We start from the raw sequence: 23,763 nt of genomic DNA, 5'->3' as shown, positions 1-23,763 counted from the left end.
CCGTCGGTGGATCAGCTCCCCAGGTGTTCACGATGCTGTGCAAGATCGAGGCCCAGTTGCTCGCTTTCCGGATCGACGCGCAATCCGACCAGCACATGCACCAGGAACAGCACGATCGCCGTTCCCGCCGCACTGTAGATCGCCACGCTGCCGACGGCGATGGCCTGCGTCAGCACATTGCCGGTCGCGCCCGAGACACGCGCATCGGCGAACACGCCCGTGAGCAGCGCGCCCACGATGCCGCCGATGCCGTGCACGCCGAACACGTCGAGCGAATCGTCCGCGCCCAGCAGGTGCTTCAGGCCCGTCGCGCCCCAATAACAGGCCAGCCCCGCGATGGCGCCGATGGCCAGCGCCGCCGGCGGCGTCACGAAGCCCGCTGCGGGCGTGATCGCGACCAGCCCCGCCACCAGCCCCGAACACAGCCCCAGCAGCGACGGACTGCGCCGCACGGTCCATTCGCCGACCATCCAGCTCATCGCCCCGGCCGCCGCCGCGATGTGCGTGACCAGCATCGCCAGGCCCGCGCGCCCGTCCGCTGCCACCGCCGAGCCCGCATTGAAGCCGAACCAGCCCACCCACAGCAGGCCCGCGCCCACCATCGTGAAGGCCAGGCTGTACGGCTCGAAGGCCTCGCGCCCGTAGCCCTTTCGCGGCCCGAGCGCATAGGCGCAGACCAGCCCCGCGATGCCCGCGTTGACGTGCACCACCGAGCCGCCCGCGAAGTCGAGCGCGCCCATCTGCGCGAGCCAGCCGCCCGGTTCCCACACCCAGTGCGCGATCGGTGCATAGACCAGCACGCTCCACAGCAGCGCGAACCACAGCACCGCCGAAAAGCGCATGCGCTCGACAAAGGCGCCCAGCACCAGCGCGGTGGTGATGATCGCGAAGGTCAGCTGGAACATCGCGTAGATCGATTCGGGTACGTTGGGCGCGACATGGCTCACCGCCACCTGGCCGGCGTCCTTCAGGTACTCGAAACCCGAGAACCAGAAGCGCCCGGTGCCGCCCAGCCAGGGCCAGCCCTCGGTGAACGCCAGCGAATAGCCCAGCGCGAACCAGGTCAGCGAGACCGCCGCGGCAATCGCCACGACCGCGGCCATGGTCGCCAGCACGTTCTTGCGGCGCACCATGCCCGCATAGAAGAGGGCGATGCCGGGCAGCGTCATCAGCAGCACCAGCGCGGTCGAGGTCATCATCCAGGCGGTGTCGGCCGCGTTGATGGAGGCTTGCGGGACCAGGGCCATGACGGTGCTCTTCTTCGGGTGGTGAACCGTGGTGTGCAGTGCACAAGTCATGCCACATCGTTAACTACCAGAAACACTTTGGTTTGCGAACAGGTCTTCGCAGGTAAGGCAAAGCGGGTAATTCCTAATGCACTGGCGCGGTGCACCCCCTAAAGTCTGCGCACTCGCGAACGGGCCCTGCTCGTGCTGCCGAGGGTCCGAGGAGACAATCCCCCGAACAAGAAAAATGCTTCCGAAGGCTCCGTACGAGATGCCATGTCTGACTTTGAAAGGCGCCGCTGGTCGGCGCCTTTTTTATGCCCGCCAGACTGTCGAAGGGCACGTTTTTCCTGGAAGCCAAACAACCCCGGTTCGCGCGCAGCGTGTGCGTATGCAGCTATCGTTTCGGTAGCAAACCGGTGAGACAATCCCGGCATGGAAATGCTGGTGGTGACGGGCGCCTCGATGCTCGCGGGTTTTGTCGATTCGATCGTGGGCGGAGGCGGGTTGATCCTGGTGCCGGCGCTGTTCGCCGTGTTTCCCGGCGCACCGCCGGCCACGTTGCTGGGCACCAACAAGAGCGCGTCCATTTGGGGCACGGCCGCCGCCGCGGCCCAATTCAGCCAGCGGGTGCAGATGCGCTGGGGCGCCTTGTGGCCGGCCGCGCTGCTCGGTTTCGTGGGCTCGATGCTGGGCGCATGGGGCGTCACGGTGTTTCCGGGCGACTTCCTGCGCCGGGCGCTGCCGGTGATCCTGCTCGGCGTGCTGCTCTACACGCTGGCGCGCAAGGACATGGGCCGGCTGCACGCGCCGCGCTTCAGCGGCCGGGCCGAAACCCTGGCCGCCTGCACCATCGGCCTGTCGATCGGGCTGTACGACGGCTTCTTCGGGCCGGGCGCGGGCAGCTTCCTGGTGTTCCTGTTCGTGCGCTGGATGGGCTACGACTTTCTCAACGCCTCGGCCTCGGCCAAGCTCATCAACACCCTGACCAACGCCGCCGCGCTGATCCTGCTGGCCGCCAAGGGTCACGTCTGGTGGCACTACGGGCTGGTGATGGCGGTGGCGAACGTGGCGGGCAGCCTGCTGGGCACGCGCGTGGCGCTCAAGCACGGCGCGGGCTTCGTGCGGGTGGTGTTCATCGTCGTCGTGAGCGCGCTGATCCTGAAGACGGCTTACGACGCGTTCCTGAAATGAAACAACGCTGCCGCGCTGGGGTTTGACGCTTTGTGCCGTGGGGCGCGACTGTCCAGGGCGTGCTCGCGCCGACACGGTGTCATTCGCACGCCCCCGAACCGCAGCACCTCTCAAAACAAAAGCAAAAGCCGCAATAAAAAAGCCCCCGGATGGGGGCTCTTTGCGAAGGCCGAAGCCGCTCGGTTTACTCCTCGACAAAAGCCTCTTCGCGCTTGGCCTTGATGGCCGGCAGCAGCACGATGCCCAGCAGCATCGCCGCAGCCACCAACAGCCCCGCCGACAGCGGCCGCGTGACGAACACGCTCCACGCACCGCGCGACAGCAGCAGCGCGCGCCGCAGGTTCTCTTCCATCATCGGCCCGAGGATGAAGCCCAGCAGCAGCGGCGCAGGCTCCGTGCGCAGCTTGATGAACAGGTAGCCGATGAAGCCGAAGGCGGCCACCATCCACACGTCGAAGGTGTTGTTGTTGGTCGAGTACACGCCGATCGCGCAGAACAGCACGATGGCGGGGAACAGGAACTTGTAGGGCACCGTCAGCAGCTTGATCCACATGCCGATCAGCGGCAGGTTCAGGATGATCAGCATCGCGTTGCCGATCCACATCGAGGCGATCAGGCCCCAGAACAGCTCGGGGTTGCTGGTCATCACCTGCGGGCCCGGCTGGATGTTGTGGATGGTCATCGCGCCCACCATCAGCGCCATCACCGCGTTGGGCGGAATGCCCAGCGTCAGGAGTGGAATGAAGGAGGTTTGCGCACCGGCGTTGTTGGCCGACTCGGGCGAGGCCACGCCGCGGATGTTGCCCTTGCCGAACGGCACTTCGCCGGGCTTCATGCGGATCTTCTTTTCGAGCGCATACGAGGCGAACGAAGCCAGCAGCGCACCGCCACCGGGCAGAATGCCCAGTGCAGAACCGAGCGCCGTGCCGCGCAGCACGGCCGGCATCATGCGTTTGAAGTCGTCCTTGGTGGGCCACAGGCCCTTGACCTTGTGCGTGAACACTTCGCGCTCGTCGTCGGGCTGCGAGAGATTGCCGATGATTTCGCCGTAGCCGAACACGCCCATGGCGATCACCACGAAGCCGATGCCGTCGGTGAGTTCGGGAATGTCGAAGCTGTAGCGCGCCACGCCCGAGTTGACGTCGGTGCCCACGATGCCCAGCAGCAGGCCCAGCACGATCATGGCCACCGCCTTGATCAGCGAGCCCGAGGCCAGCACCACCGCGCCGATCAGGCCCAGCACCATCAGCGAGAAGTATTCGGCCGGGCCGAACTTGAAGGCCAGTTCGGTCAGCGGCGGCGCGAAGGCGGCCAGGATCAGCGTGCCCACGCAGCCGGCGAAGAACGAGCCCAGGCCCGCCGCCGCCAGCGCAGGGCCCGCGCGGCCCTGCCTTGCCATCTGGTAGCCATCGATGCAGGTGACCACCGAGGACGACTCCCCGGGCAGGTTCACCAGAATGGCCGTGGTCGAGCCGCCGTATTGCGCGCCGTAATAAATGCCGGCCAGCATGATCAGCGCCGACACGGGCGGCAGCGCATACGTGGCGGGCAGCAGCATCGCGATGGTCGCGACCGGGCCGATGCCCGGCAGCACGCCGATCAGCGTGCCCAGGATGCAGCCGATCAGGCAGTACAGCAGGTTGGTGAAGGTGAACGCGACGCCGAAGCCGGTCGCCAGGTTGTGGATCAGGTCCATGGTGTTGTTCTCCCTCAGCCCGAAATGAATGTGGGCCAGACCTGGATCTGCAACTTGAGCGCCCAGATGAACGCCACGTAGCTGCCTGCCGCCAGGATGGTCGAGAGAACCAGCACGTCGCGCAGCTTGAAGTGCTCGCCCGCCATGCTCGAGATGATCGTGAGCGCGTAGATCGCGATGACCATGCCCATCGCCGGCAGCCCGATGCTGGGCAGTCCGCCCAGCAGCACGCCGAAGGCGAGGTTGGCGCCGAGCACGAAGGCCAGCGGCTTCCAGGCCCACTTGCCGATCGGATCGCCGTCGGTGGTTTCCACCACCAGCGCCTGGAACATGATGATGACCCCGAGGATGGCCAGCAGGATGCCCAGCATCAGCGGGAAGTAGCCGGGCCCCATGCGGGCTCCGTTGCCGACCGTGTAGGTGGTCGCGCCAATCGCGAAAGCGCCCCCCACGGTGGTGAACATGACTCCTGAAAAGAAGTCAGCCTGACTCTTTATTTTCATTGTCTCGACCCTCTTGTTTTGGAGGGATGAGGGTCGTTGTCGGCGGCTGACCGTTGGCTGACCGCCCCGGTACGGACAAATGCGTACCGCCGGGACAGGGTTCTCCCGCAGGGCCCGGCGCGTGGTGCTTCGCTTCTTGCCGGTGGGCATCGCGGGCCCGCGAAGCCCGCTTGCTGGCGCGTTTGAAAAGGACGGCGCAGAAACGAAAAAAGCTCCCGAAGGAGCTTTTTATTCATTCAGAGGGCCGAGGCCCTCATGAGTGTGGGTGAGGGCTTAGTAGCCGCCGCGACCACCGCCGCCGCCGCCGTAACCGCCGCCGCCACCACCGCTACGGCCACCGCCGCCGCCGTAACCGCCGCCGCCGCCACCACCGTAGCCGCCGCCACCACCGCCGCCGTAGCCGCCACCACCGCCGGTGCGGGGAGGACGAGCTTCCATCGGACGGGCTTCGTTCACCGTCAGGGCGCGGCCCTGGAGCGAATGGCCGTTCATGGCTTCGATGGCTGCGAGTGCTTCAGCGTCCGAACCCATTTCGACGAAGCCGAAGCCCTTCGAACGGCCGGTGTCGCGTTCCATCATGACCTTGGCGCTGACGATCGAGCCGAACTCGCCGAAAGCCTGTTCCAGGTCGTTGTCACGCACAGAGTAGGCGAGGTTGCCTACGTAGAGTTTCTTGCCCATGGAGGGACTCCTAATTCAAACCAACAAAACAAAGCGATGGAGTCCCAGAATCACAACAAACAAAATGCGCTGTGGCGCGAAACTGACCGATCACCGAATTACGTGCACGGGAGACAAAGCTCGCAGACACGTAGGCGGGATTATCCAGCCCCATTTCGGAAAAGAGTGGGGAAATCATGTGTTATTGAGAAACATCTCGACCCGACGGGCGGTTTCGCAACGGTTTGAGCAGGTCCGAGAGCCCGTTGTGGTCTATTTCATGCATCAAATGGAGCAGCCGCCCTATTTCTCCCGAGGGAAAACCCTCGCGTGCAAACCACGTCAGGTAATTTCCGGGCAAATCGGCAATCAGCGTGCCCTTGTGTTTGCCAAAAGGCATTTGGAGCGTCACCAGGCGCTGAAGGTCTTCGGGGTTCATCGCGCGCTCAGCCTCCGGCCCGCTTGACCGTGTGGCCCTGCTTGACCAGCGCGGCGATCACGGTTTCGCGGTGGTCGCCCTGGATTTCGATGACGCCGTCCTTCACCGTGCCCCCCGAGCCGCAGGCCGTCTTGAGCTGCTTGCCGAGTGCCGTGAGCGCCTCCGCATTCAGTGCGACACCCTTGATGACGGTCACGCCCTTGCCTTTGCGCCCCTTGGTCTCGTGCGATACACGCACAATGCCGTCAGTGGCCGGCACGCGCGCCTTGAGTTCCTTGCAACGGCACTGGGCCACGGGCTCGCCGCAGTCGGGGCACATGCGTCCACCGGCCTCGGTGGAATACACCAGGGCGCTGCCGGTCTGCTGATTGCGCTGTTTCATCGTCGACATTCGGTACGTCTCTTCTCTATCTATCTCGGGTTTTCTCTCTGTCTGCTCACATGCCATTCGACTCACTGGGCCTGGCCCCCGCGCTCGTGCAGGCTGCCGCCGAAAGCGGCTATGCCGCGCCGACCGCCATCCAGGCCGCGGCCATCCCCGCGATTCTGCAAGGTCGCGACGTGCGGGGCTCGGCACAGACCGGTTCCGGCAAGACCGCTGCATTTTCCCTGCCGCTGCTGCAGCGCCTGGTCGCCGAAGCCGCGCAGTCGCCGCGCCGCGTGCGCGCGCTGGTGCTCGTGCCCACGCGCGAGCTCGCGGCCCAGGTCGGCGAGACCATGCGCAGCCTGGCGCAGCACCTGCCCCAGCGCCTGAAGATCGCCATCGCCTTCGGCGGCGTGTCGATCAACCCGCAGATGATGGGCCTGCGCGGCGGCGCCGACATCGTTGTCGCCACGCCCGGCCGTTTGCTCGACCTGGTGGACCACAACGCGCTCAAGCTCAACACCGTGTCGATGCTCGTGCTCGACGAGGCCGACCGCCTGTTCGACCTGGGCTTTGCCGACGAACTCAACCGCATCCTTGCGATGCTGCCCGCACAGCGCCAGAACCTGCTGTTTTCCGCCACCTTCCCGCCCGCCATCCAGGCGCTGGCTGACGGCATGCTGCGCGAGCCCGCCGTCGTCGACGTGCAGGGCGAGCCGGGCACCGAGCCGAACATCGTGCAGCGCGTGATCGAGGTCGACCCCGACCGCCGCACCCAGCTGCTGCGCCACCTGCTGAAAGAGAACGAGTGGGAGCGCGTGCTGGTCTTCGTCGCCACGCAGCATGCGGCGCAGATCGTGGCCGAGAAGCTCTACAAGAACGGCGTGTACGCAGTGCCTTTCCATGGCGACATCGCGCAGGGCACGCGCACCGACATCCTTGCGCAGTTCAAGCAGAGCCGCTGGGACGTGGTGATCGCCACCGACCTTGCGGCGCGCGGCATCGACATCGCGCAGCTTCCGGTGGTCATCAACTACGACCTGCCGCGCTCGCCGACCGACTACATCCATCGCATCGGCCGCACCGGCCGCGCAGGAGAAAGCGGCCTGGCCATCAGCTTCGTGAGCGCGTCCACTGAAGCGCATTTCCGCCTGATCGAAAAGCGCCAGGGCCTGAGCCTGCCGCGCGAGCGCATCGAAGGTTTCGAGCCGACCGAAGTGGCTGTGCCGATGGTCGATGCCACCGGCACCGGTGGCATCAAGGGAAAGCGGCCGAGCAAGAAAGACAAGCTGCGCGCGGCGCAGGCCGCCGCACAACAGCAGCAACAACAAGCCAAGCCTGCCGAGAACGACGACTGAGGTGCGTGCCGGTCTTCAGCCGATGTGGGTGGCGAACCAGTCCAGCATCAGCTCGGGCTTTTCCGAGAAGTAGTTGTAGCCATCGAAGCGCCGGCTCGTGCCTTCGATCCAGAACAGCTTCTTGTCTTTCGCGGCAATGTTGTCGTAGATGGTTTGCACGTCCGAGGGTTTGGTGAGCACGTCGTCGTGCACCTGCACCACGAGCGTGGGCACGGTGACCGCCTTGGCGTGTTCGATCGGCGACAGCTCGTCGATGCCGAAACCGGTGCGCCGGCGGCTCGCCGCATCGAAGAGTTCGGGCCCGTTCGCAATGCCCGCATTCTCCGAAGCGCGCTCCACGAAAGGCCGCGCCGACACCGGCTGGTGTGCCAGCAGCGCCTGGATGTGCGTGAACTCCTCGGGGTGCCTGTTCATCGCCACCATCGTCGAATTGCATCCGAGGCACACGCTCAACAGCGCCGTCTTCATGTGGCCGCGCGTCTTCGCATAGCGCAGCGAACCGATCACGTCGCGGTACTCCAGCAGCCCGATGCCGACCAGGCCGCCATTGCCCGCGTCGCTGCGGCCGTGATTGCGCAGGTCGTAGGCCAGCACGTTGTAGCCTGCGTCGTGCAGCGCCTTGTACTGCGGCAAAAAGTTGACCTCGAAGCCGCCGAAACCGGTCCACGGTTCGAGGTGCCCGGGATAGCCGTAGCGGTTGCCCGGCATGAAGTGATTGCAGATCACGAGGCGGTCGGAGTCGGCGGGAATGAACCAGCCTTCGAGGGCCACCCCGTCGAGCGATGGAAAGAAGACATCCTCGTAGGCCATGCCGTATTCGTCGGGCCGCCGGAGGATCGGCGTGCGCATCGAGTGCGCAAAGAAATCGGCCAGGCCATCGATGACCGGGTTGGTTGGCGGCTGTGTATTGCTCATGGTGTGGTTCCCTGTGTTTCCCTGTGTGAGGGCGGCACGGAGGTTGCCATAGGCACGTAGCCGGATTGTCAATTCGCCGCGCAGCGGCCTGAACTTCCGCCCGAGCAGTGGCGCGGCGGCGCGGCCCGCGCCTTTTCACCTTGCCAATCGCCGCTCGCTACGCATGCTTGCCAAGAAAGCTCGTGATCAGGTCCACCGGCAACGGGAACACGATGGTCGTGTTCTTGTCCGCACCGATCACCGTCAGCGTTTCGAGGTATCGCAGCTGGATCGCCTGCGGTTCCTGCGCCAGCACATGGGCCGCCTGGAACAGCTTCTCGGACGCCTGCAGTTCGCCCTCGGCGTGGATCACCTTGGCGCGGCGTTCGCGCTCCGCCTCGGCCTGCCGCGCGATGGCGCGAACCATCGATTCAGTGAGGTCGATCTGCTTGATCTCGACGTTCGACACCTTGATGCCCCACGACGCCGTCTGCACGTCCAGCGACTCGCGCACATCCAGGTTGAGCTTCTCGCGCTCGGCCAGCATGTCGTCCAGCTGGTGCTTGCCCAGCACCGAGCGCAGCGTGGTCTGCGCCAGCTGGCTGGTGGCGTTGAAGAAGTCCTTGACCTCGATGATGGCTTTCTCTGCGTTGACGATGCGGAAATAGACGACCGCGCTGACCTTCACCGACACGTTGTTGCGCGAGATCACGTCCTGCGTCGGCACCTCGAGCACCACGGTGCGCAGGTCGACGCGCACCACCTGCTGGATGCCCGGGATCACGACCACCAGGCCGGGCCCCGTGACCTTCGAGAACCGCCCGAGGGTGAACACGATGCCGCGCTCGTACTCCCGGAAAATCCATATCGCCGAAAAGACCAGCACCACCAGCAGGATGAAGATGACGGAGCCGATGCCGTAAGTCAAAGAGAACATGGTGATCTCCCGCGACCCCGACAGGAGCCGCTGGATCGTTGGACACGCGCATCGCGCAGGCGTTCCAGGATGGACGCGAAGAGGGGCCCGCCCAGTGTAGGCGCGCGCCTACCAGCCCATCTGCCGCGCCGCCAGTTCCTTCATGATTTCCTCGGCGCCGCCGCCGATCATCATCACCTTCACCTCGCGGTAGATGCGCTCGCTCACCGTGCCGCGCATGAAGCCCATGCCACCCAGGATCTGCACCGCCTGGTCGGCGCAGAACTGCATGGTCTGCGTCGCGTGGTTCTTGAGCATGCAGATCTGCGCCACCCACTCGGGCGCGTTGAAGCGGCCGGCGGCTTCGTGCGCATCGCCCTCGGCCGACACGGCTTCGAGCCACGCCTCGGTGGAGGCAATGCGCATCTGCATGTCCACCAGCTTGTGACGCACCGCCTGATGCTCGATGAGCGAAGCGCCGAAGGCCTTGCGCTCGCGTGCCCAGGCCAGTGCTTCGTCGAGGCAGGCTTGCGAAAAGCCCAACGCCCCGGCCGCCAGCCCGATGCGCTCGCCGTTGAAGTTGCCCATGATCATGCGGAAACCCGCGCCTTCATCGCCGAGCAGATAGCGCGCGGGCACGCGCACGTTGTCGAAGTGCAACGTGGCCGTGTCGGAGCACAGCCAGCCCATCTTCGACAGGCGCGTGCGATTGAGGCCGACCGAATCGCCCGGCACCAGCAGCATGGAGATGCCACCCGCGCCGCGCCCTTCGCCAGTGCGCACGGCCACCGTGATCCAGTCGGCGCGCATGCCCGAGGTGATGAAGGTCTTCTCGCCGTTCACCACGTAGTGATCGCCGTCGCGTTTTGCTGTCGTGCGCAGCGCCGCCACGTCCGAGCCGCCACCGGGTTCGGTGATGGCGAGCGCCGCGATCTTCTCGCCGCGCAACACCGGCGGCACCACCTCCTGGCGTACCGCATCGCTGCCATGCAGCACCACGGGCGGTAGGCCGATGTTGTGAGAGAACAGGCTGGCCAGCACCCCGCCGCTCTTGCCGTGCCGAGCGAGCGCGATCCATGCGGGCAGCTTGAGCGCATAAGAGGCCGGCGTGCCGCCCAACGCCTCGGGATAGCTCAGGCCGAGCAGCCCCAGTTCAGCGGCGCGCGTGTACAGCGTGCGCGGAAACTCGCCCGCGTCGTCCCATGCCTGCACATGCGGCGCGATCTCGCTTTCGGCAAAGCGCCGCACCGTGTCGGCAAGTGCCGTGCGGTCGGCCTGCAGTTCGGCGTCCATGTCGTGCTTCGCTTCAGCCGCGCTGCGGTGGCCGCTTGGCGATGCCCATCGTCTTCGCGAGGATGCCGAGCATCACTTCGTCCGCGCCGCCACCGATCGAACCCAGCCGGCCGTCGCGATAAAGACGCGAGACGCGGTTATCGAGCGTGAAGCCCATGCCGCCCCAGAACTGCAGGCAGGTGTCGGCCACCTGCCGAGTGAGGCGGCCGGTCTTGAGCTTGGCCATCGACGCCAGTTCGAGCACGTCCTCGCCCTGCACATGCAGGTCGCAGGCGCGGTACGTGAGGGCGCGCAGCGCCTCCACCTCGGTCTTGAGTTCGGCCAGCTTGAACTGCACCCACTGCTGGTCGGCCAGCGTGCCGCCGAACATCTGGCGCTGCTGCGCCCATTCGATGGTCTGTGCGATGCAGTCTTCCATCGACTCGAGCGAACTCGCGGCGGCCCACAGCCGCTCTTCCTGGAACTGCTGCATCTGGTAGATGAAGCCCTGGCCCTCTTCGCCGATGCGGTAGCGCTGCGGCACGCGCACGTTGTCGAAATAGATCAGACCCGTGTCGCTCGAATTCATGCCGATCTTGCGGATCTTCTTGGCCTTCTCGATGCCCGGGAGGTTCATCGGCACCATCACCAGCGACTTGTTGCGGTGCACCGGGCCATCGCTGGTGTTGACCAGCATGCACATCCAGTCGGCCTGCAGGCTGTTGGTGATCCACATCTTCTGGCCGCTGATGAGGTAGTCGTCGCCGTCCTTGCGCGCGTGGCTCTTCAGGCCCGCCACGTCGCTGCCCGCGCCGGGTTCGCTCACACCGATGCAGCCGACCATGTCGCCCGCGATGGCGGGTGCCAGGAACTCGCGGCGCAATTCATCGCTGCCGAAGCGTGCGAGCGCCGGCGTGCACATGTCGGTCTGCACGCCAATGGCCATCGGCACGCCGCCGCAGCTGATGTGACCCAGCGCCTCGGCCATGGCCATCGCATACGAATAGTCGAGCCCGGCACCGCCGAAAGCCTCGGGCTTGTTCAGGCCCAGCAGGCCGAGGTTGCCGAGCTTCTTGAAGACCTCGTGTGCGGGAAAGATTTCGGCCGCCTCCCATTCGTCCACATGCGGGTTGATCTCTTCATCGATGAAGCGGCGCAGGGTCTTCTGGATCTCGAGGTGTTCGTGGGTGTACTGCATGTTGCTTGTCTCCGGTCAGTCGTTCGATTCGTTCTTCGGCGGTGTCTGGAACACGCGCGGCGTCTGCGCCAGGTGAAAGCCATCGAAGGGCCGCACCGCCGCGCGCTGCTGTGCCTGCGCATCGGGCAGCGCCATTGGCCAGCCCATGCGCACCTGCGGCCGCGCGCCGTCCACGCGCAGCACGCTGCCGCTGATGAAGCTGGCGGCCGGGCTCAGCAGGAAGGCGATGGCGGCGGAGGTTTCGGCCTCGTTGCCGAAACGGCCCGCGGGCACGGTCTTGCGCATGGCGCGCAGCATGTCGCCGGCTTCGGGCGGGTAGTGGTCCATGCCGCTCGATGCGATGTAGCCCGGCGCCACGGCGTTCACGCGCACGCCGCTGGCGGCCCATTCGAGCGCTGCCGTTTCGGTGAAGCTCACCATGCCGGCGCGCGCGGCGCCGCTGTGGCCCATGTTCGGCATCGAGCCCCACATGTCGGCCACGATGTTGACGATGGCGCCGCCGTTCGCGCGCATGCTCTGCCCGAAGCATTCGCGCGCCACGAGAAAGCCGCCGGTGAGGTTGGTGTGGATCACCGCTTCCCAGCCCTTGGCCGAGATGTCGGCCAGCGGCGTGATGTACTGGCCGCCGGCGTTGTTGACGAGGCCGTCGATGCGGCCATGCGCAGCGACGATGGCCGCGACGGCCGTGCGCACGGCTTCTTCCTGGCGGATGTCGAAGGCCTGCGTGCTGGCCTTGCCGCCGGCCTCGACGATCTCGGCCTGCACCGCTGCGAGCTTCTCGGCATTGCGGCCGACCAGCACGACTTGCGCGCCGAGTGCCGCCAGTTCATGCGCGGTGCAGCGGCCGATGCCCGAGCCGCCGCCCGTGACGACGATGACCTGCCCGCCGAAAAGGCCGGGCGCGAAGACGGAGCGGTAGCGGGAAGAGGGGGCGTTCATGCGAAAGACTTCCGGGGCATTGAAAGAAAGAAGCGAGAGGCGGGCGCCGTCATGCGTCGGCGATTTCGGCGACCACATGGCGCGCGGCCACCTGGGCGCCCACGGCCACATGCAGTGCGGCAACACGGCCGGCGCGCGGTGCGCAATGCACGTGCTCCATCTTCATGGCTTCCAGCGTGACGAGCGGCTGTCCGGCCGCGACCGCATCGCCTTCGGCCACCAGCAGGGCGATGACGCGGCCGTTCATCGATGCGCGCAGCAGGCCGTCGCCACCGGCGGCGTCGGCACGCGCTTCGGTGACATGCGTGAGGTCGCGCAGCTCGAAAGATCGGCCGTGGAAGTGAATCCACAGGTGGTCGGCGGCTTCGCGCACCGCAAGTGCTTGATCCGCCATGCCTTGGCACGAGAAGCGCACGGTGCCATCGCCCGGCAAGGCCAGCAGGTCGACTCGCGTGGGTGCTTCGTTGTCCAGCGCCACATCGAAGTGGCCGGCGCCGCGCGGCGTCACGCGGGCTGCATGCACCTTGCCGTCGAGCGCGAATCGCAGGGCGTTGGGGAGCGTGTGCGCGAGTGGTGAAGGCCAGCCGCGTTCACCCAACTGGAGCAGCAGCGCGGCGAGCAATGCGGCATGCGTGTCGGTGGCCGCATCGGGTGCAAGCAGCGCATCGAGGTGATCGGCGATGAATGCCGTGGTCGCGCCACCGCTTGCAAACACGTCGTGCGAAAGCACGCGCTCCAGCAACTGCTGGTTGATTGCAAGGCCCAGTGCCACCGTGTCCTGCAGGCCCGCGACCAACCGGTGCCTGGCTTCATCGCGCGTGCGGCCATGGGCGATGAGCTTGGCGATCATCGAGTCATAGAAAGGCGGCACGACCGCACCATCGCGCAGCGCGTGCTCGGTGCGCAGGGCCGCAGCCGGCCGCCATGCGGCGAGCGTGCCGCTCTGCGGCATGAAGCCCTGCTGCGGGTCTTCGGCGCACAGCCGCACCTCGATCGCATGGCCGGTGATGCGCACGTCTTGCTGGGCCAGCGGTAGGGGCTCGCCGGCCGCGACGCGCAGTTGCAGCTCGACCAGATCGAGCCCGGTCACCGCCTCGGTCACCGGGTGCTCCACCTGCAGGCGCGTGTTCATTTCCATGAACCAGTACTGGCCTTCGGCATCGAGCAGGAATTCGAGCGTGCCCGCGCCTTCGTACGCGATGGCCTTCGCGGCGGCGACGGCGGTGGCGCCCATGCGTTCGCGCAGCGCCTCGGACACGGCCGGCGAAGGCGCTTCCTCGACCACCTTCTGATGCCTGCGCTGCACCGAGCAGTCGCGCTCGCCGAGATGGATGGCGTTGCCGTGCCGGTCGGCGAACACCTGGATCTCGATGTGGCGCGGCGCGACGATGGCGCGTTCCAGGATCACCGTGGTGTCGCCGAAGGCATTGAGCGCTTCGGACTGCGCGCTCTGCAGCAACTCCGCGAACGATGCGGCCGAGGTCACGAGCCGCATGCCGCGCCCGCCGCCACCGGCCGTGGCCTTGATCATCACGGGCCAGCCGATGCGCGCGGCTTCGGCGGCGAGCGTGGCGACGCTCTGGTCCTTGCCCTGGTAGCCGGGAATGCAGGGCACGCCGGCCGCCTGCATGAGCCGCTTGGCGCCGGCCTTGTCGCCCATCGCGCGAATGGCCTCTGGCGAGGGGCCGATGAAGACCAGCCCCGCGTCGCGGCAGGCCTGCGCGAACTCGGCGTTCTCGGCGAGAAAGCCGTAGCCGGGGTGCACCGCATCGGCACCGCTGGTGCGTGCAGCCTCGATGAGGGCGGCGATGTTCAGGTAGCTTTGCGCAGGGAGCGATTCGCCAATCCACACGGCCTGGTCGGCTTGCCGCACGTGCTCGGCATCCGCGTCTGCACTCGAATACACGGCAACCGTGCGGTAGCCCATGGTGCGCGCGGTGCGCATCACGCGCACCGCGATCTCGCCGCGGTTCGCAATCAGGATCTTGTGGAATTTTTTCATGGCCGTGCCACCGAAAACTGCATGGCCTGCGGCGTGCGCGCATCGGCATCGCGGCACACGGAGAGCACTTCGGCCAGCACCGCGCGGGTGTCGCGCGGGTCGATCACGCCGTCGTCGAGCAGCAGCGCGCTGGTGGTGAACACGCTCATCTGCCGATCGAAGCGCTCGATGATCTGCTGCTGCATCGCGTCGATCTTCGCGGTGTCGACCGTGCCCTTGCGCGCCATGCCGGCCTCCATGACGATGGCCATGGTCTTGGCGGCCTGCTCGCCGCCCATCACGGCGGTGCGCGCGTTGGGCCACGAGAAGCAGAAGCGCGGTGCAAAACCGCGCCCGCACATGCCGTAGTTGCCCGCGCCGTAAGAGGCGCCGCAGTACAGCGTGATCTGCGGCACGGTGGCGCTGGTCACGGCCTGGATCATCTTGGCACCGTGCTTGATGATGCCGGCCTCTTCGTGCGCGCGGCCCACCATGTAGCCGGTGATGTTCTGCAGGTAGACGATGGGCGTGCGCGACTGGCAGCAGGCCTGGATGAAGTGCGTGGCCTTGGTCGCGCCATCGGAATCGATGGGGCCGTTGTTGGTGATGATGCCGACCGCGTGGCCTTCGAGCCGGATGTGGCCGCAGACGGTGGCGCTGCCGTAGTGCTCGCTGAACTCCAGGAACTCCGAGCCATCGGCGATGCGCGCGATGACTTCGCGCATGTCCACCGGACGGCGCCCGTCGCTCGGCATGATGCCGAGCAGGTCTTCGGCGTCGTAGCGCGGCGGCGCGAATTTGCGCGGCGCTTCGTCGCGCGCCCAGTCGATGCCGCCGAGGATCGAGCGCGCGATGCGGATGGCGTCGCGGTCGTCTTCGGCCAGGTAGTCGCCCAAGCCCGAGATGTGGGTGTGCATCACGGCACCGCCCAGTTCTTCTTCGGTGGCGATCTCGCCGGTGGCGGCCTTCAGCAGGGGCGGCCCCGCGAGAAAGGCCCGCGTGCGGTCGCGCACCATCACGATGTAGTCGGACAGGCCCGTCTGGTAGGCACCGCCCGCGGTCGACGAGCCGTGCGTCACCGTCACCACCGGCAGCCCCGCGGCCGAGAGCCGCGAGAGGTTGCGAAAGATGTTGCCGCCGCGCACGAAGTCCTGCACGCGGTAGTGCATGAGGTTGGCGCCGGCGCTTTCCACCAGCTGCACGTAGGGCAGCTTGTTTTCGAGCGCGATCTCCTGCACGCGCAATTGCTTGTCCAGGCCCATGGGCTGCAGCGCGCCGGCGTCGATGCCGGAATCGGAGGCGTTGACCATGCAGCGCACGCCCGCCACCTGGCCGATGCCCGAGATCAGCCCGCCGCCGGGCACGCTTTTCGACAGGTCGGGGTTGTCATGGCCCAGCCCCGCGAGCGAGGCGAGCGGCAGGAAGGGCGCGCCGGTGTCCAGCAGCAGCGCGATGCGCTCGCGCGGCAGGAGCTGCCCGCGCTTGGCAAAGCGCTCGGCCGATGCGCCGGAGGCCGCCACGGCGCGGGCCTCGTGTGCACGCACCTGTTCGAGCAGGGCGAGCATGCCGGCGCGGTTGGCCTGGAAGGTGTCGCTGGCCGCGTGCAGCCGGGATTCGATGACGGGCATGAAGAGTCTGTGCAGATCGCTTGTTGAAGGTCTGCACAGACTGTAGGCCGCGGGCGCCGGGCCCGCTTGTGCCAACTAGCTGGTCAGCTGGTGCGTGCGCGGCGCTGCGTGGGCGCTGCGTCGAGACTGCTGCCGGTGACCACCCAGTAGATGAAGATCAGCACCGCGCCGGCCGTGCCGAACACCGTGAGGCCCATGGAGCTGCCGCCGATGGCCAGCGCGTCGGCGGGCGCCGCGGCGATGCAGACCATGCTGGCCGCGCTCATGCCCACGTAGTGCATGGTGCAGACCGCCACGCCCATCACGGCGGCGGCCGCGACCTTGTGCGTGAACTTGTTCAGGTTGAACGCCAGCCACAGGGCAGCGGCCGCTGCGGTGATGGCGATCAGCACCGACAGGCCGACCGTGGCGATGTTGAAGTCCATCGTGGCACGCATGTTCATCGCGTACATGCCCATGTAGTGCATCACGCACACGCCGAGCCCGGCCAGCAGGCTCCCGGCCGCCCAGCCCGACCTGCTGAACTTGCGCCGGCCGCCGGCCATGTACAGGGCAATGCCCGAGATCAGGATGGCCGCCACCAGCGACACCACCGTGAGCGGCATGTTGTAGGAGATGCCGACCGGCAGCCGGTACGCCAGCATGCCGATGAAGTGCATCGACCAGATGCCGATGCCGCCCAGCGCCACCGCGGCGCAGGCCACGACGGCGAGGTTGGGTTTGCCGTCCGCGCCGACCATGCGCCCCGCGCAGATCAGCGCCACCAGCGAACCGGCGAATGAAATCAGGAAGGAGAGCGCTACCAGGCCCAGTGAGTATTCGGGCGATAGCAATTGGCCTACGACGAGCGGAGTCATGCGTTTGTCCCTTCAGGAAAGAACGCCTGGGCAACACCCCCGACAGCCGGATGCGATCAGGGCGCCACGAGACGTCCCGATCAGTCTGTAATATTTGTTTTTAAAAGTAAATGATAATTTACACTTATTGTTACGCTACCTTACAGCGCGAATCCGGTAGATCGCGTTGTTGCGATCGGCGGCCATGTAGATCGTGCCGTCGCTCCCCACGGCAACGCCCGTGACCACGTACGGCGGCGGCATTCCGGGGCTCGGCGCCAGGCCGATCGGCAGGTTTTCGGCCACGGTGCGGCGGCTGCCGTTGGCCGGGTCGATCTCCACCAGCCGGCGGGCCGCGCTCTCGGCCACGATGAAACTGCCCCACGGCGTCTGCGCCACGCCTTCAGGCAGCGCCAGCCCGTCGGCCACGGTGCGCAGTGGCGCGCTGGCGTCCAGCGGAATGCGCAGCAGCTTGCCGGCCGCCTCGGTGACGTAGAGCGCGCCGTCGTGGCCGACGATCATTTGCACCGGGCCGCTCAGGCCGCTAGCAAGCACCAACTTGTCGGCAAACTTCGGCCCGCTCGCGCGGGTGATGCTGCCAGCGGCCAGCTCGGCGTAGATCACGCTGCCGTCGGCCATGGGGATCGCGTCGAACGGCGCCTTCAGGCCGTGGATGGTCTCGACGGTCTTGAGCGTCTGGCGGTCGACCAACTGCACCGTGCCGCCGAACCATGAGCTGAGCGCGAAGAGCCTCGCCGACAGGCCGACCGCGAAGGGGTAGTCCAGGTCCGGATCGCGCTGCATGCGGAACACGTCGCGCACTTCGCCGGTGCGTACATCGACCTGGCGAAAGCCGAAGACGTCGGCCACCCAGAGGTCGTTGCCGTCGATCTTCATGCCCGCCGGCACCGCCACCTTGCCGCTGGTGAGCGTGCGCAGCTCGCCCGTGGCCGGGTTGAAGGACTGCACCTCGTTGTTCGCCATGTTCGACACATAGATCATTCCGTCGGGCGCGATCGCGAGGTTGTCGAGCGACGGGCGCAACTGCTTCGCCACCGTCTTGTGGCCCGTGGCGAGGTCCACGCGCACCAGTTCGCCGCTGCGCGCATCCACCACCCAGAGGTTGCCCTTGCCGTCGAGGTTGGCCGCGGCCGGGATCTTGAAGCCATCGGCGATCACGGCCATGGCGCCGTTCGCCGGGTCGATCTTCACCACCTGGCCCTTGAACCACAGCGGCCCGTAGAGCATGCCGTCGGGCCCGACCTCGAAGCCGTTGAAGCCGCCCATGTCCTTCTTGATGAGCCGGGGCGGCTTCTTGCCGTCGCGGTCGATCTCCCACAGAGCGTCGCCCAGGAACACCTGCGAGGCGTAGAGCTTGCCGTTGCGGCGGTCGAAGTCGAGCGAGTTCAGGCCGGGCAGGTCCTTGGCCAGCACGCGCAGCGGCGCGTTGTCGCTCTCGCGGTAGCGCAGCATGCCCATGAGGTAGTTGGTCCATGCCAGCTCGCCCTTGGGGCCGACCGCGATGTCGTCGGCCTGGCCTTCGGGCGCGTCGATGAGCACGCGCGCCGCGCCGGTGGTGCGGTCGACCTCCCACAGCGTGTTGCCCAGCACCGAGCCCGCGAGCAGGCGGCCCTTGGCGTCGATGGCCAGCCCGTGCACGCCGGCGAACGAGGAGGGCGCGACCAGCGCCTCGGGTGCCGCCCACGATGCGGGCCGCGTGGGTGGCGTCGCCGGCGATGCAGGTGCCGGCGACACGGCCGCCGGCGCCGATGACGGCGGCGCGGACACCGGCGGCGTCACCGTGCTGCAGGCGCCCAGCAGGGCGGCGATGGCGGCCAGCGAGGCGCCGCGAAGGCTTGGACGGGGCATGCGTTCTTCTCCTCTTTTGATTGCGCGGAGCAGTCTAGGAGGCGGATGTGTCCGCGGGGTCGCTCCCGGGACAGGATGCGCACTTTCGTTCGCTGTGGATTACCCGCAGCCTTCAGATGCCCTTGAGCTTTCTCTTATTGGCTCAGCCGCGCAGCAGTTGCGTCACGGTGTGGATCAGCAGCCCCACCAGCCCGCCCACCAGCGTGCCGTTGATGCGGATGAACTGCAGGTCGCGCCCGATGTTGCGTTCGAGTTCGAGCGTCATCTCTTCGGCGTTCCACTCGCCCACGCGCTCCTCGATGTAGCGGCGGATGTCCTCGCGGTAGCGCTCGATGGCCAGCGGCGCGGCGGCCTCGATCTGCTCGTTGATCCAGCGGCGGATCGGCTCGTCGGCCTGCAGCCGCGTGCCGAGCGCGCCGGCCATCGACGCGATGCGCTGGCGGATCGTCGAGTCGCCACGGCCCAGGTCGTCATGCAGCCACGCCAGCAGCTCGCCCCAGAGCCCGTGCAGGTAATCGCCCAGAGCCGGGTGCGCGATCAGCTCGGCGCGGATCTGCTCGCCGCGCTGCTGGAATTCGGGGTCGAGCTTCAGGCGCACCACGAAGTCGTCGACGAAGTGGTCGAAGCGTCTGCGCATCGGATGGTCGGGCTCGGCCGCGAGTTCACCGATGGTGCGCGCCACCGCCGCCACGATCTTGCGGGTGGCGAGCTTGGCCGCCACCTGGTCGAGGCCCACGTAGCGCAGTGTCTTGATCTCGCGCGCAATCGCCTCGGTGATGTGCGCCTGCACCTCCTCGCCGTCGAGCAGGTCGGCCACCTGCTGCAGCACGTCGTCGAGCAGTGCCTGGTGGCGGCCACCGGCCGTGAGCGCGTCGAGCGCCTGGCCGGTCAGGCGCGACAGGTCGATCTTCGCCAGGCCTGCCGCGGCGGCGCGGCCCATGAAGTCGCGCACGCGTTCGTCGTCGAAGGCCGAGAGCCCGTAGCGCGTGGCGGCCACGCCCCATTCGCCGAGCTTCTGGCCGCTCGCGGGGCGCGCCAGCCAGTCGGCAATGCGGCCGGCCGCATCGAACTGGCGCAGCTTGGCGAGCACCTGTGCGGTGCTCAGGAAGTTGTTGCAGATGAAGCCGGCGAGCTTGGCGCCGATGCGGTCCTTGTTGCTCGGAATGATCGCGGTGTGCGGAATCGGCAGGCCCAGCGGCCGGCGGAACAGCGCCACCACCGCGAACCAGTCGGCAATGGCGCCGACCATTGCGGCTTCGGCGAAGGCCGCCACATAGCCCCAGGCCGGATGCTGCGCGTGCAGCGCGCTCGCCACCGCATAGAGCAGCGCCGCCGTGCACAGCAGGCCGAGCGCGACGCGCTTCATGCGACGCAGCGCATCGCTGCCCTCGGCTTCAGCCAATGGCAGGGGAGGTCGCGAGGCGCTCCATGAACAGCTCGCAGCGCGCGAGTTGTTCCAGGCTCACGAACTCGTCGGGCTGGTGCGCCTGCTCAATGCTGCCGGGGCCGCACACCACGGTGGGGATGCCGGCGTTCTTGAACAGGCCCGCTTCGGTGCCGAAGGCCACCAGCGTGGTGCGGTCTTCGCTCGCCAGGCGTTGCGCGAGCAGCGTGATCGGGTCGTTGGCTCCGCCAAGAAAGCTCGGGATCTCGCAGATGGTCTCGAACTTGAAGCCCGCATCGGGCGCCACCTTCTTCATCGCCGGCTCGATGCTGCCCGCGTAGGCCACCACGTCGGCCTGCATGCGCCGGGCGTCGGCCGTGGGCAGGTCGCGGAATTCATAGCGGAACTCGGCGTCGCGCGGCACCACGTTGTCGGCGATGCCGCCGTGGAACTGGCCCACGCTCGCGGTGCTGAAGGGCACGTCGAAGCCCTCGTAGCGCGGCTCGTTGCGCTCGAAGTCTTCCGCCATGTCGCGCACCTTGCCGATCACGCGGGCCGCCATCTCGATGGCGTTGACCGACTTGGGCGTGAGCGACGAATGCGCTTCCTTGCCGCGCACGCAGCACTTGTAGCGGTACACGCCCTTGTGCGCGATGGCCGGCACCATGCTGGTGGGTTCGCCCACGATGCAGGCCAGTGGCTTGATGCCGGCGTCGCGCATGTCGGCGATGAGCTCCTTCACGCCGAAGCAGCCGATCTCTTCTTCGTAGCTGAAGGCGAAGTGCACCGCGAAGGGCGAGTCGCTTTCAAGGAAGCGATGGGCATTGGCCAACGCGATGGCAATGAAGCTCTTCATGTCGGCCGAGCCGCGGCCGTACAGGCGCTCGTTCTGCACGATGGCTGAGAGCGGGTCGACGCTCCAGTCCTGCCCGTCCCAGGGCACCGTATCGGTGTGGCCCGAGACGATCACGCCGGCCGGCTTGCCTTCGCCCAGCGTGGCGAACAGGTTCGCCTTGGTGCGTTCGGCGTTGTAGGTGATGCGGCTCTTGACGCCCAGGGCCGCGAGGTGGCTCTGCGCAAAGTCGATCAGTTCGAGGTTGCTGTTGGCGCTGATGGTGTTCATGCGCACCAGGGTCTGGGCCAGCAGGAGGCTTTGGGGGGAAAGCGTGTGGAGCATGCAACACATTCTCCCGGAAGTCGGCGCCCTGCGCCGGCCGTCATCGAAGCCGTCACGCGAAGCGGGTACCCTGCTTTTTTTGGACGGAGAAGCAAAGACCATGCGCACCCTTCAGATCGCCCTGACCGCGACCGCCGCCCTGTGCGTTGCGGCCTGCAGCACCACCGGCCCTTCCAACAAGCTGCTGACGCTCGACGGCAATCCGCCGCTGGTCATTGCCCACCGTGGTGCATCGGGCTACCTGCCGGAAGAAACGCTCGAAGCCTATTCGCGCGCCATCGAACTGGGCGCCGACGTGATCGAGATGGACCTGGTCTCCACCAAGGACGGCGTGCTCATCGCCCGCCACGACCCCAACCTGGCCATCAGCACCGACGTGGCCAAGCACGCCCAATTCGCCTCGCGCAAGAAGACCATCAAGGTCGACGGCGAAACCCAGACCGGCTGGTTCAGCAACGACTTCACGCTGGCCGAAATCAAGACCCTGGGCGGCATCTCCACCGACGCCGAGCGGGCGCAGGAATACAACGGCAAGTTCAAGGTCGTGACCTTCCAGGAGATCATCGATTTCGCCAAGGCCAAGACGAAGGAAACCGGCCGCACCATCGCGATCTACCCCGAGTCCAAGAACCCGACCTACTTCCGCGACCTCGGCCTGCCGCTGGAAGACAAGATGATCGCCGCCATCGTCGCCGCCGGCTGGAACAACAAGGCCGCGCCGATCTACGTGCAGTCCTTCGAGCCCGGCAGCCTGAAGTACATGAAGAGCAAAGGCCTGAACACCAGGATCATCCAGCTGATCGACGGCGACAGCGTCGACCTGAAGACCGGCGCCGTGACCTTCGCCGTGCCCAGCGACCGCCCCTACGATTGGACCAAGGCCGGCGACAAGCGCAACTTCGACGCCATGGTCACGCCCGCGGGCCTGGCCGAAATCAAGACCTATGCCGACGGCATCGGCCCGTGGAAGCGCTACATCGTCAGCGTCAAGGGCACCATCGGCGCCGACGGCAAGCCGGTCGACGTGAACAAGGACGGCAAGATCGACGACGCCGACGCCACCTCGATGGCCCCGACCACGCTGATCGCCGACGCCCACAAGGCCGGCCTGTTCGTGCACCCCTTCACCTTCCGCAACGAGTCGCGCCGCCTCGCGTCCGACTACAACAAGGACGGCAAGAACGAGTACGGCGTGTACTACAAGCTCGGCGTCGATGGCGTGTTCACCGACTTCACGGACACCGCGCTGGCCGCGCGTGCGGACTACCTGAAGAGCATCGGCCGCTGAAGCCGGCGGCTTTCAGAAGGTCGTCGGGTGACCGGCGCTGTCGGTCTCCGATACCTTGAAGCGCGCCAGCTCGGCGCGCAGCCAGGTGCCCGCCTTGCCGAGCGGGCGCGCCTTGTTCCAGAGCAGGTCGACGCCCAGCAGCCAGTCGGTGTGCGGGTAGGCGCCCAGCTGTAGCTCGACCAGTTCGCCGTCGGCCAGTTCGCGCTGCACCAGCCGCCTCGGCAAGGTGGCCCAGCCCAGGCCGGCGCGCGTCATCTCCAGCAGCGCCAGGTAGCTCTCGGCGCGCCAGCACCGCGTGGCGCCCAGGTACTCGGTGGTGGGCAGCCGCTCGCTGTGCGCGCTGAAGGCGAGCCGGCGATGCCGGTGCAGGTCGGTGAAGTTCACCGTGGCCATGGCTGCCAGCGGATGCCCGCGCGCCGCCACGTGTGCCATCACCAGCTTGCCCATCTGCACGAAGTCCAGCTCGTGCGCGTAGCCCGGCTGCGCGAACCCGATGCCGATCTGCGCCTCGCCTTGCTTCACCAGCGCACTGACATCGCCGTGCAGCGGATGCCGCACTTCCAGGTCGACATACGGAAACTGCTCGGCAAAGGCCGCGAACGCCGGCATCAGCACGTTGTACGGAATCTCGATGGCCAGCGTGAGGCCCGACTCGACCGACTCCGACAGGCTCTGCGCATGGCCTTCCAGCGCCAGGCAACGGTCGAGCACGCCATGCGCCTCGCGCAGCATGCGGTGGCCCGCTTCGGTGAGCGTGGGGATCTTGGTCGCGCGGTCGAACAGGGCCACGCCCAGGTCGACTTCGAGGTTGCCGATGGCCGCGCTCACCGTCGACTGCGTCTTGCCCAACTGGCGCGCCGCCGCTGAAAAGGAACCGGCCCGCGCCACGGCGGCAAAGGTTTCGAGCTGCTCCAGCGAATAGCGCACGGCGTCCTTCTTCC

21 protein-coding genes are annotated in these 23,763 nt (G+C 67.0%); 3 read left to right on the top strand and 18 right to left on the bottom strand.

The window, feature by feature from the left end:
* Positions 1-11: 11 nt before the first annotated feature.
* Positions 12-1,298, bottom strand: coding sequence for an ammonium transporter (locus tag ACGLHS_RS26980; RefSeq protein ID WP_394484802.1), 1,287 nt, complete (start codon positions 1,296-1,298; stop codon positions 12-14).
* A 363-nt stretch (positions 1,299-1,661) separates the two neighbouring features.
* Between ACGLHS_RS26980 and ACGLHS_RS26975 the strand changes: the two genes are divergently transcribed.
* Positions 1,662-2,420, top strand: a complete 759-nt coding sequence (locus tag ACGLHS_RS26975) for a TSUP family transporter (protein ID WP_093246452.1) — start codon at positions 1,662-1,664, stop codon at positions 2,418-2,420.
* A gap of 184 nt (positions 2,421-2,604) precedes the next feature.
* Here ACGLHS_RS26975 and ACGLHS_RS26970 read toward each other — a convergent pair whose 3' ends face one another.
* From ACGLHS_RS26970 to ACGLHS_RS26950, 5 genes are all read right to left on the bottom strand, one after another.
* Positions 2,605-4,116, bottom strand: a complete 1,512-nt coding sequence (locus ACGLHS_RS26970) for a tripartite tricarboxylate transporter permease (protein ID WP_093246451.1) — start codon at positions 4,114-4,116, stop codon at positions 2,605-2,607.
* A gap of 14 nt (positions 4,117-4,130) precedes the next feature.
* A complete protein-coding gene (locus ACGLHS_RS26965) occupies positions 4,131-4,619 on the bottom strand; it encodes a tripartite tricarboxylate transporter TctB family protein (protein WP_394484800.1) in 489 nt (162 codons plus the stop codon).
* A gap of 273 nt (positions 4,620-4,892) precedes the next feature.
* Positions 4,893-5,300 (bottom strand): RNA recognition motif domain-containing protein, encoded by a 408-nt coding sequence (locus ACGLHS_RS26960; RefSeq protein ID WP_394484798.1) that lies wholly within the window; start codon positions 5,298-5,300, stop codon positions 4,893-4,895.
* A 181-nt stretch (positions 5,301-5,481) separates the two neighbouring features.
* Positions 5,482-5,718: a DUF3820 family protein gene (locus ACGLHS_RS26955; RefSeq protein ID WP_093246448.1), complete on the bottom strand. Its 237-nt coding sequence runs from the start codon at positions 5,716-5,718 to the stop codon at positions 5,482-5,484.
* A 7-nt stretch (positions 5,719-5,725) separates the two neighbouring features.
* Positions 5,726-6,109, bottom strand: a complete 384-nt coding sequence (locus ACGLHS_RS26950; RefSeq protein ID WP_394484796.1) for a translation initiation factor Sui1 — start codon at positions 6,107-6,109, stop codon at positions 5,726-5,728.
* 50 nt (positions 6,110-6,159) lie between these two features.
* Here ACGLHS_RS26950 and ACGLHS_RS26945 point away from each other — a divergent pair, with 50 nt between their 5' ends.
* A complete protein-coding gene (locus ACGLHS_RS26945) occupies positions 6,160-7,440 on the top strand; it encodes a DEAD/DEAH box helicase (protein WP_394484794.1) in 1,281 nt (426 codons plus the stop codon).
* A gap of 15 nt (positions 7,441-7,455) precedes the next feature.
* Here the strand turns inward: ACGLHS_RS26945 and ACGLHS_RS26940 are convergent, their stop codons facing one another.
* The 11 genes from ACGLHS_RS26940 to argE all read right to left on the bottom strand — a co-directional run bounded on the left by ACGLHS_RS26940 (position 7,456) and on the right by argE (position 21,534).
* Positions 7,456-8,355, bottom strand: coding sequence for an alpha/beta hydrolase family protein (locus ACGLHS_RS26940; protein ID WP_394484792.1), 900 nt, complete (start codon positions 8,353-8,355; stop codon positions 7,456-7,458).
* Between the two features lie 157 nt (positions 8,356-8,512).
* Positions 8,513-9,271, bottom strand: a complete 759-nt coding sequence (locus ACGLHS_RS26935) for a slipin family protein (RefSeq protein WP_394484790.1) — start codon at positions 9,269-9,271, stop codon at positions 8,513-8,515.
* A gap of 108 nt (positions 9,272-9,379) precedes the next feature.
* Complete coding sequence (locus ACGLHS_RS26930; RefSeq protein ID WP_394484788.1) at positions 9,380-10,543, bottom strand: acyl-CoA dehydrogenase family protein; 1,164 nt, start codon at positions 10,541-10,543, stop codon at positions 9,380-9,382.
* Between the two features lie 13 nt (positions 10,544-10,556).
* Positions 10,557-11,720, bottom strand: a complete 1,164-nt coding sequence (locus ACGLHS_RS26925; protein ID WP_394484785.1) for an acyl-CoA dehydrogenase family protein — start codon at positions 11,718-11,720, stop codon at positions 10,557-10,559.
* 15 nt (positions 11,721-11,735) lie between these two features.
* Complete coding sequence (locus ACGLHS_RS26920) at positions 11,736-12,659, bottom strand: SDR family oxidoreductase (RefSeq protein ID WP_394484783.1); 924 nt, start codon at positions 12,657-12,659, stop codon at positions 11,736-11,738.
* Between the two features lie 49 nt (positions 12,660-12,708).
* Positions 12,709-14,661: an acetyl/propionyl/methylcrotonyl-CoA carboxylase subunit alpha gene (locus tag ACGLHS_RS26915; RefSeq protein ID WP_394484781.1), complete on the bottom strand. Its 1,953-nt coding sequence runs from the start codon at positions 14,659-14,661 to the stop codon at positions 12,709-12,711.
* Positions 14,658-16,268 (bottom strand): acyl-CoA carboxylase subunit beta, encoded by a 1,611-nt coding sequence (locus tag ACGLHS_RS26910; protein ID WP_394484779.1) that lies wholly within the window; start codon positions 16,266-16,268, stop codon positions 14,658-14,660. Before ACGLHS_RS26910 ends, ACGLHS_RS26915 begins: the two co-directional genes overlap by 4 nt.
* 83 nt (positions 16,269-16,351) lie before the next feature.
* Positions 16,352-17,125 (bottom strand): MHYT domain-containing protein, encoded by a 774-nt coding sequence (locus ACGLHS_RS26905; RefSeq protein WP_093246439.1) that lies wholly within the window; start codon positions 17,123-17,125, stop codon positions 16,352-16,354.
* A gap of 135 nt (positions 17,126-17,260) precedes the next feature.
* Positions 17,261-18,973, bottom strand: coding sequence for a hypothetical protein (locus ACGLHS_RS26900; protein WP_394484777.1), 1,713 nt, complete (start codon positions 18,971-18,973; stop codon positions 17,261-17,263).
* 142 nt (positions 18,974-19,115) lie between these two features.
* The gene (locus ACGLHS_RS26895; RefSeq protein WP_394484775.1) at positions 19,116-20,375 is read right to left on the bottom strand and encodes a DUF445 domain-containing protein; all 1,260 of its coding nucleotides are present in this window, start codon (positions 20,373-20,375) and stop codon (positions 19,116-19,118) included.
* Positions 20,368-21,534 carry an acetylornithine deacetylase gene (gene argE, locus ACGLHS_RS26890; protein ID WP_394484773.1) on the bottom strand — a complete coding sequence of 389 codons (1,167 nt, stop codon included), beginning with the start codon at positions 21,532-21,534 and terminating at the stop codon, positions 20,368-20,370. Before argE ends, ACGLHS_RS26895 begins: the two co-directional genes overlap by 8 nt.
* Before the next feature lie 100 nt (positions 21,535-21,634).
* Between argE and ACGLHS_RS26885 the strand changes: the two genes are divergently transcribed.
* Positions 21,635-22,822 carry a glycerophosphodiester phosphodiesterase gene (locus ACGLHS_RS26885; RefSeq protein WP_394484771.1) on the top strand — a complete coding sequence of 396 codons (1,188 nt, stop codon included), beginning with the start codon at positions 21,635-21,637 and terminating at the stop codon, positions 22,820-22,822.
* Between the two features lie 12 nt (positions 22,823-22,834).
* Here the strand turns inward: ACGLHS_RS26885 and ACGLHS_RS26880 are convergent, their stop codons facing one another.
* The gene (locus tag ACGLHS_RS26880) at positions 22,835-23,749 is read right to left on the bottom strand and encodes a LysR family transcriptional regulator (protein WP_394484769.1); all 915 of its coding nucleotides are present in this window, start codon (positions 23,747-23,749) and stop codon (positions 22,835-22,837) included.
* Between the last annotated feature and the right edge of the window lie 14 nt (positions 23,750-23,763).

This window comes from Variovorax sp. VaC1, from assembly GCF_043658315.1.
Lineage (GTDB): Bacteria > Pseudomonadota > Gammaproteobacteria > Burkholderiales > Burkholderiaceae_C > Variovorax.
The sequence above is the reverse complement of the archived record's forward strand: the minus strand, read 5'-3'. Positions and strand labels throughout refer to the sequence as shown.

Bases quoted from the DNA above. Each gene is read 5' to 3' on its own strand.
- ACGLHS_RS26980 (WP_394484802.1), bottom strand. From the start codon at position 1,298: ATGACTTGTGCACTGCACACCACGGTTCACCACCCGAAGAAGAGCACC.
- ACGLHS_RS26975 (WP_093246452.1), top strand. From the start codon at position 1,662: ATGGAAATGCTGGTGGTGACGGGCGCCTCGATGCTCGCGGGTTTTGTC.
- ACGLHS_RS26970 (WP_093246451.1), bottom strand. From the start codon at position 4,116: ATGGACCTGATCCACAACCTGGCGACCGGCTTCGGCGTCGCGTTCACC.
- ACGLHS_RS26965 (WP_394484800.1), bottom strand. From the start codon at position 4,619: ATGAAAATAAAGAGTCAGGCTGACTTCTTTTCAGGAGTCATGTTCACC.
- ACGLHS_RS26960 (WP_394484798.1), bottom strand. From the start codon at position 5,300: ATGGGCAAGAAACTCTACGTAGGCAACCTCGCCTACTCTGTGCGTGAC.
- ACGLHS_RS26955 (WP_093246448.1), bottom strand. From the start codon at position 5,718: ATGAACCCCGAAGACCTTCAGCGCCTGGTGACGCTCCAAATGCCTTTT.
- ACGLHS_RS26950 (WP_394484796.1), bottom strand. From the start codon at position 6,109: ATGTCGACGATGAAACAGCGCAATCAGCAGACCGGCAGCGCCCTGGTG.
- ACGLHS_RS26945 (WP_394484794.1), top strand. From the start codon at position 6,160: ATGCCATTCGACTCACTGGGCCTGGCCCCCGCGCTCGTGCAGGCTGCC.
- ACGLHS_RS26940 (WP_394484792.1), bottom strand. From the start codon at position 8,355: ATGAGCAATACACAGCCGCCAACCAACCCGGTCATCGATGGCCTGGCC.
- ACGLHS_RS26935 (WP_394484790.1), bottom strand. From the start codon at position 9,271: ATGTTCTCTTTGACTTACGGCATCGGCTCCGTCATCTTCATCCTGCTG.
- ACGLHS_RS26930 (WP_394484788.1), bottom strand. From the start codon at position 10,543: ATGGACGCCGAACTGCAGGCCGACCGCACGGCACTTGCCGACACGGTG.
- ACGLHS_RS26925 (WP_394484785.1), bottom strand. From the start codon at position 11,720: ATGCAGTACACCCACGAACACCTCGAGATCCAGAAGACCCTGCGCCGC.
- ACGLHS_RS26920 (WP_394484783.1), bottom strand. From the start codon at position 12,659: ATGAACGCCCCCTCTTCCCGCTACCGCTCCGTCTTCGCGCCCGGCCTT.
- ACGLHS_RS26915 (WP_394484781.1), bottom strand. From the start codon at position 14,661: ATGAAAAAATTCCACAAGATCCTGATTGCGAACCGCGGCGAGATCGCG.
- ACGLHS_RS26910 (WP_394484779.1), bottom strand. From the start codon at position 16,268: ATGCCCGTCATCGAATCCCGGCTGCACGCGGCCAGCGACACCTTCCAG.
- ACGLHS_RS26905 (WP_093246439.1), bottom strand. From the start codon at position 17,125: ATGACTCCGCTCGTCGTAGGCCAATTGCTATCGCCCGAATACTCACTG.
- ACGLHS_RS26900 (WP_394484777.1), bottom strand. From the start codon at position 18,973: ATGCCCCGTCCAAGCCTTCGCGGCGCCTCGCTGGCCGCCATCGCCGCC.
- argE (WP_394484773.1), bottom strand. From the start codon at position 21,534: ATGCTCCACACGCTTTCCCCCCAAAGCCTCCTGCTGGCCCAGACCCTG.
- ACGLHS_RS26885 (WP_394484771.1), top strand. From the start codon at position 21,635: ATGCGCACCCTTCAGATCGCCCTGACCGCGACCGCCGCCCTGTGCGTT.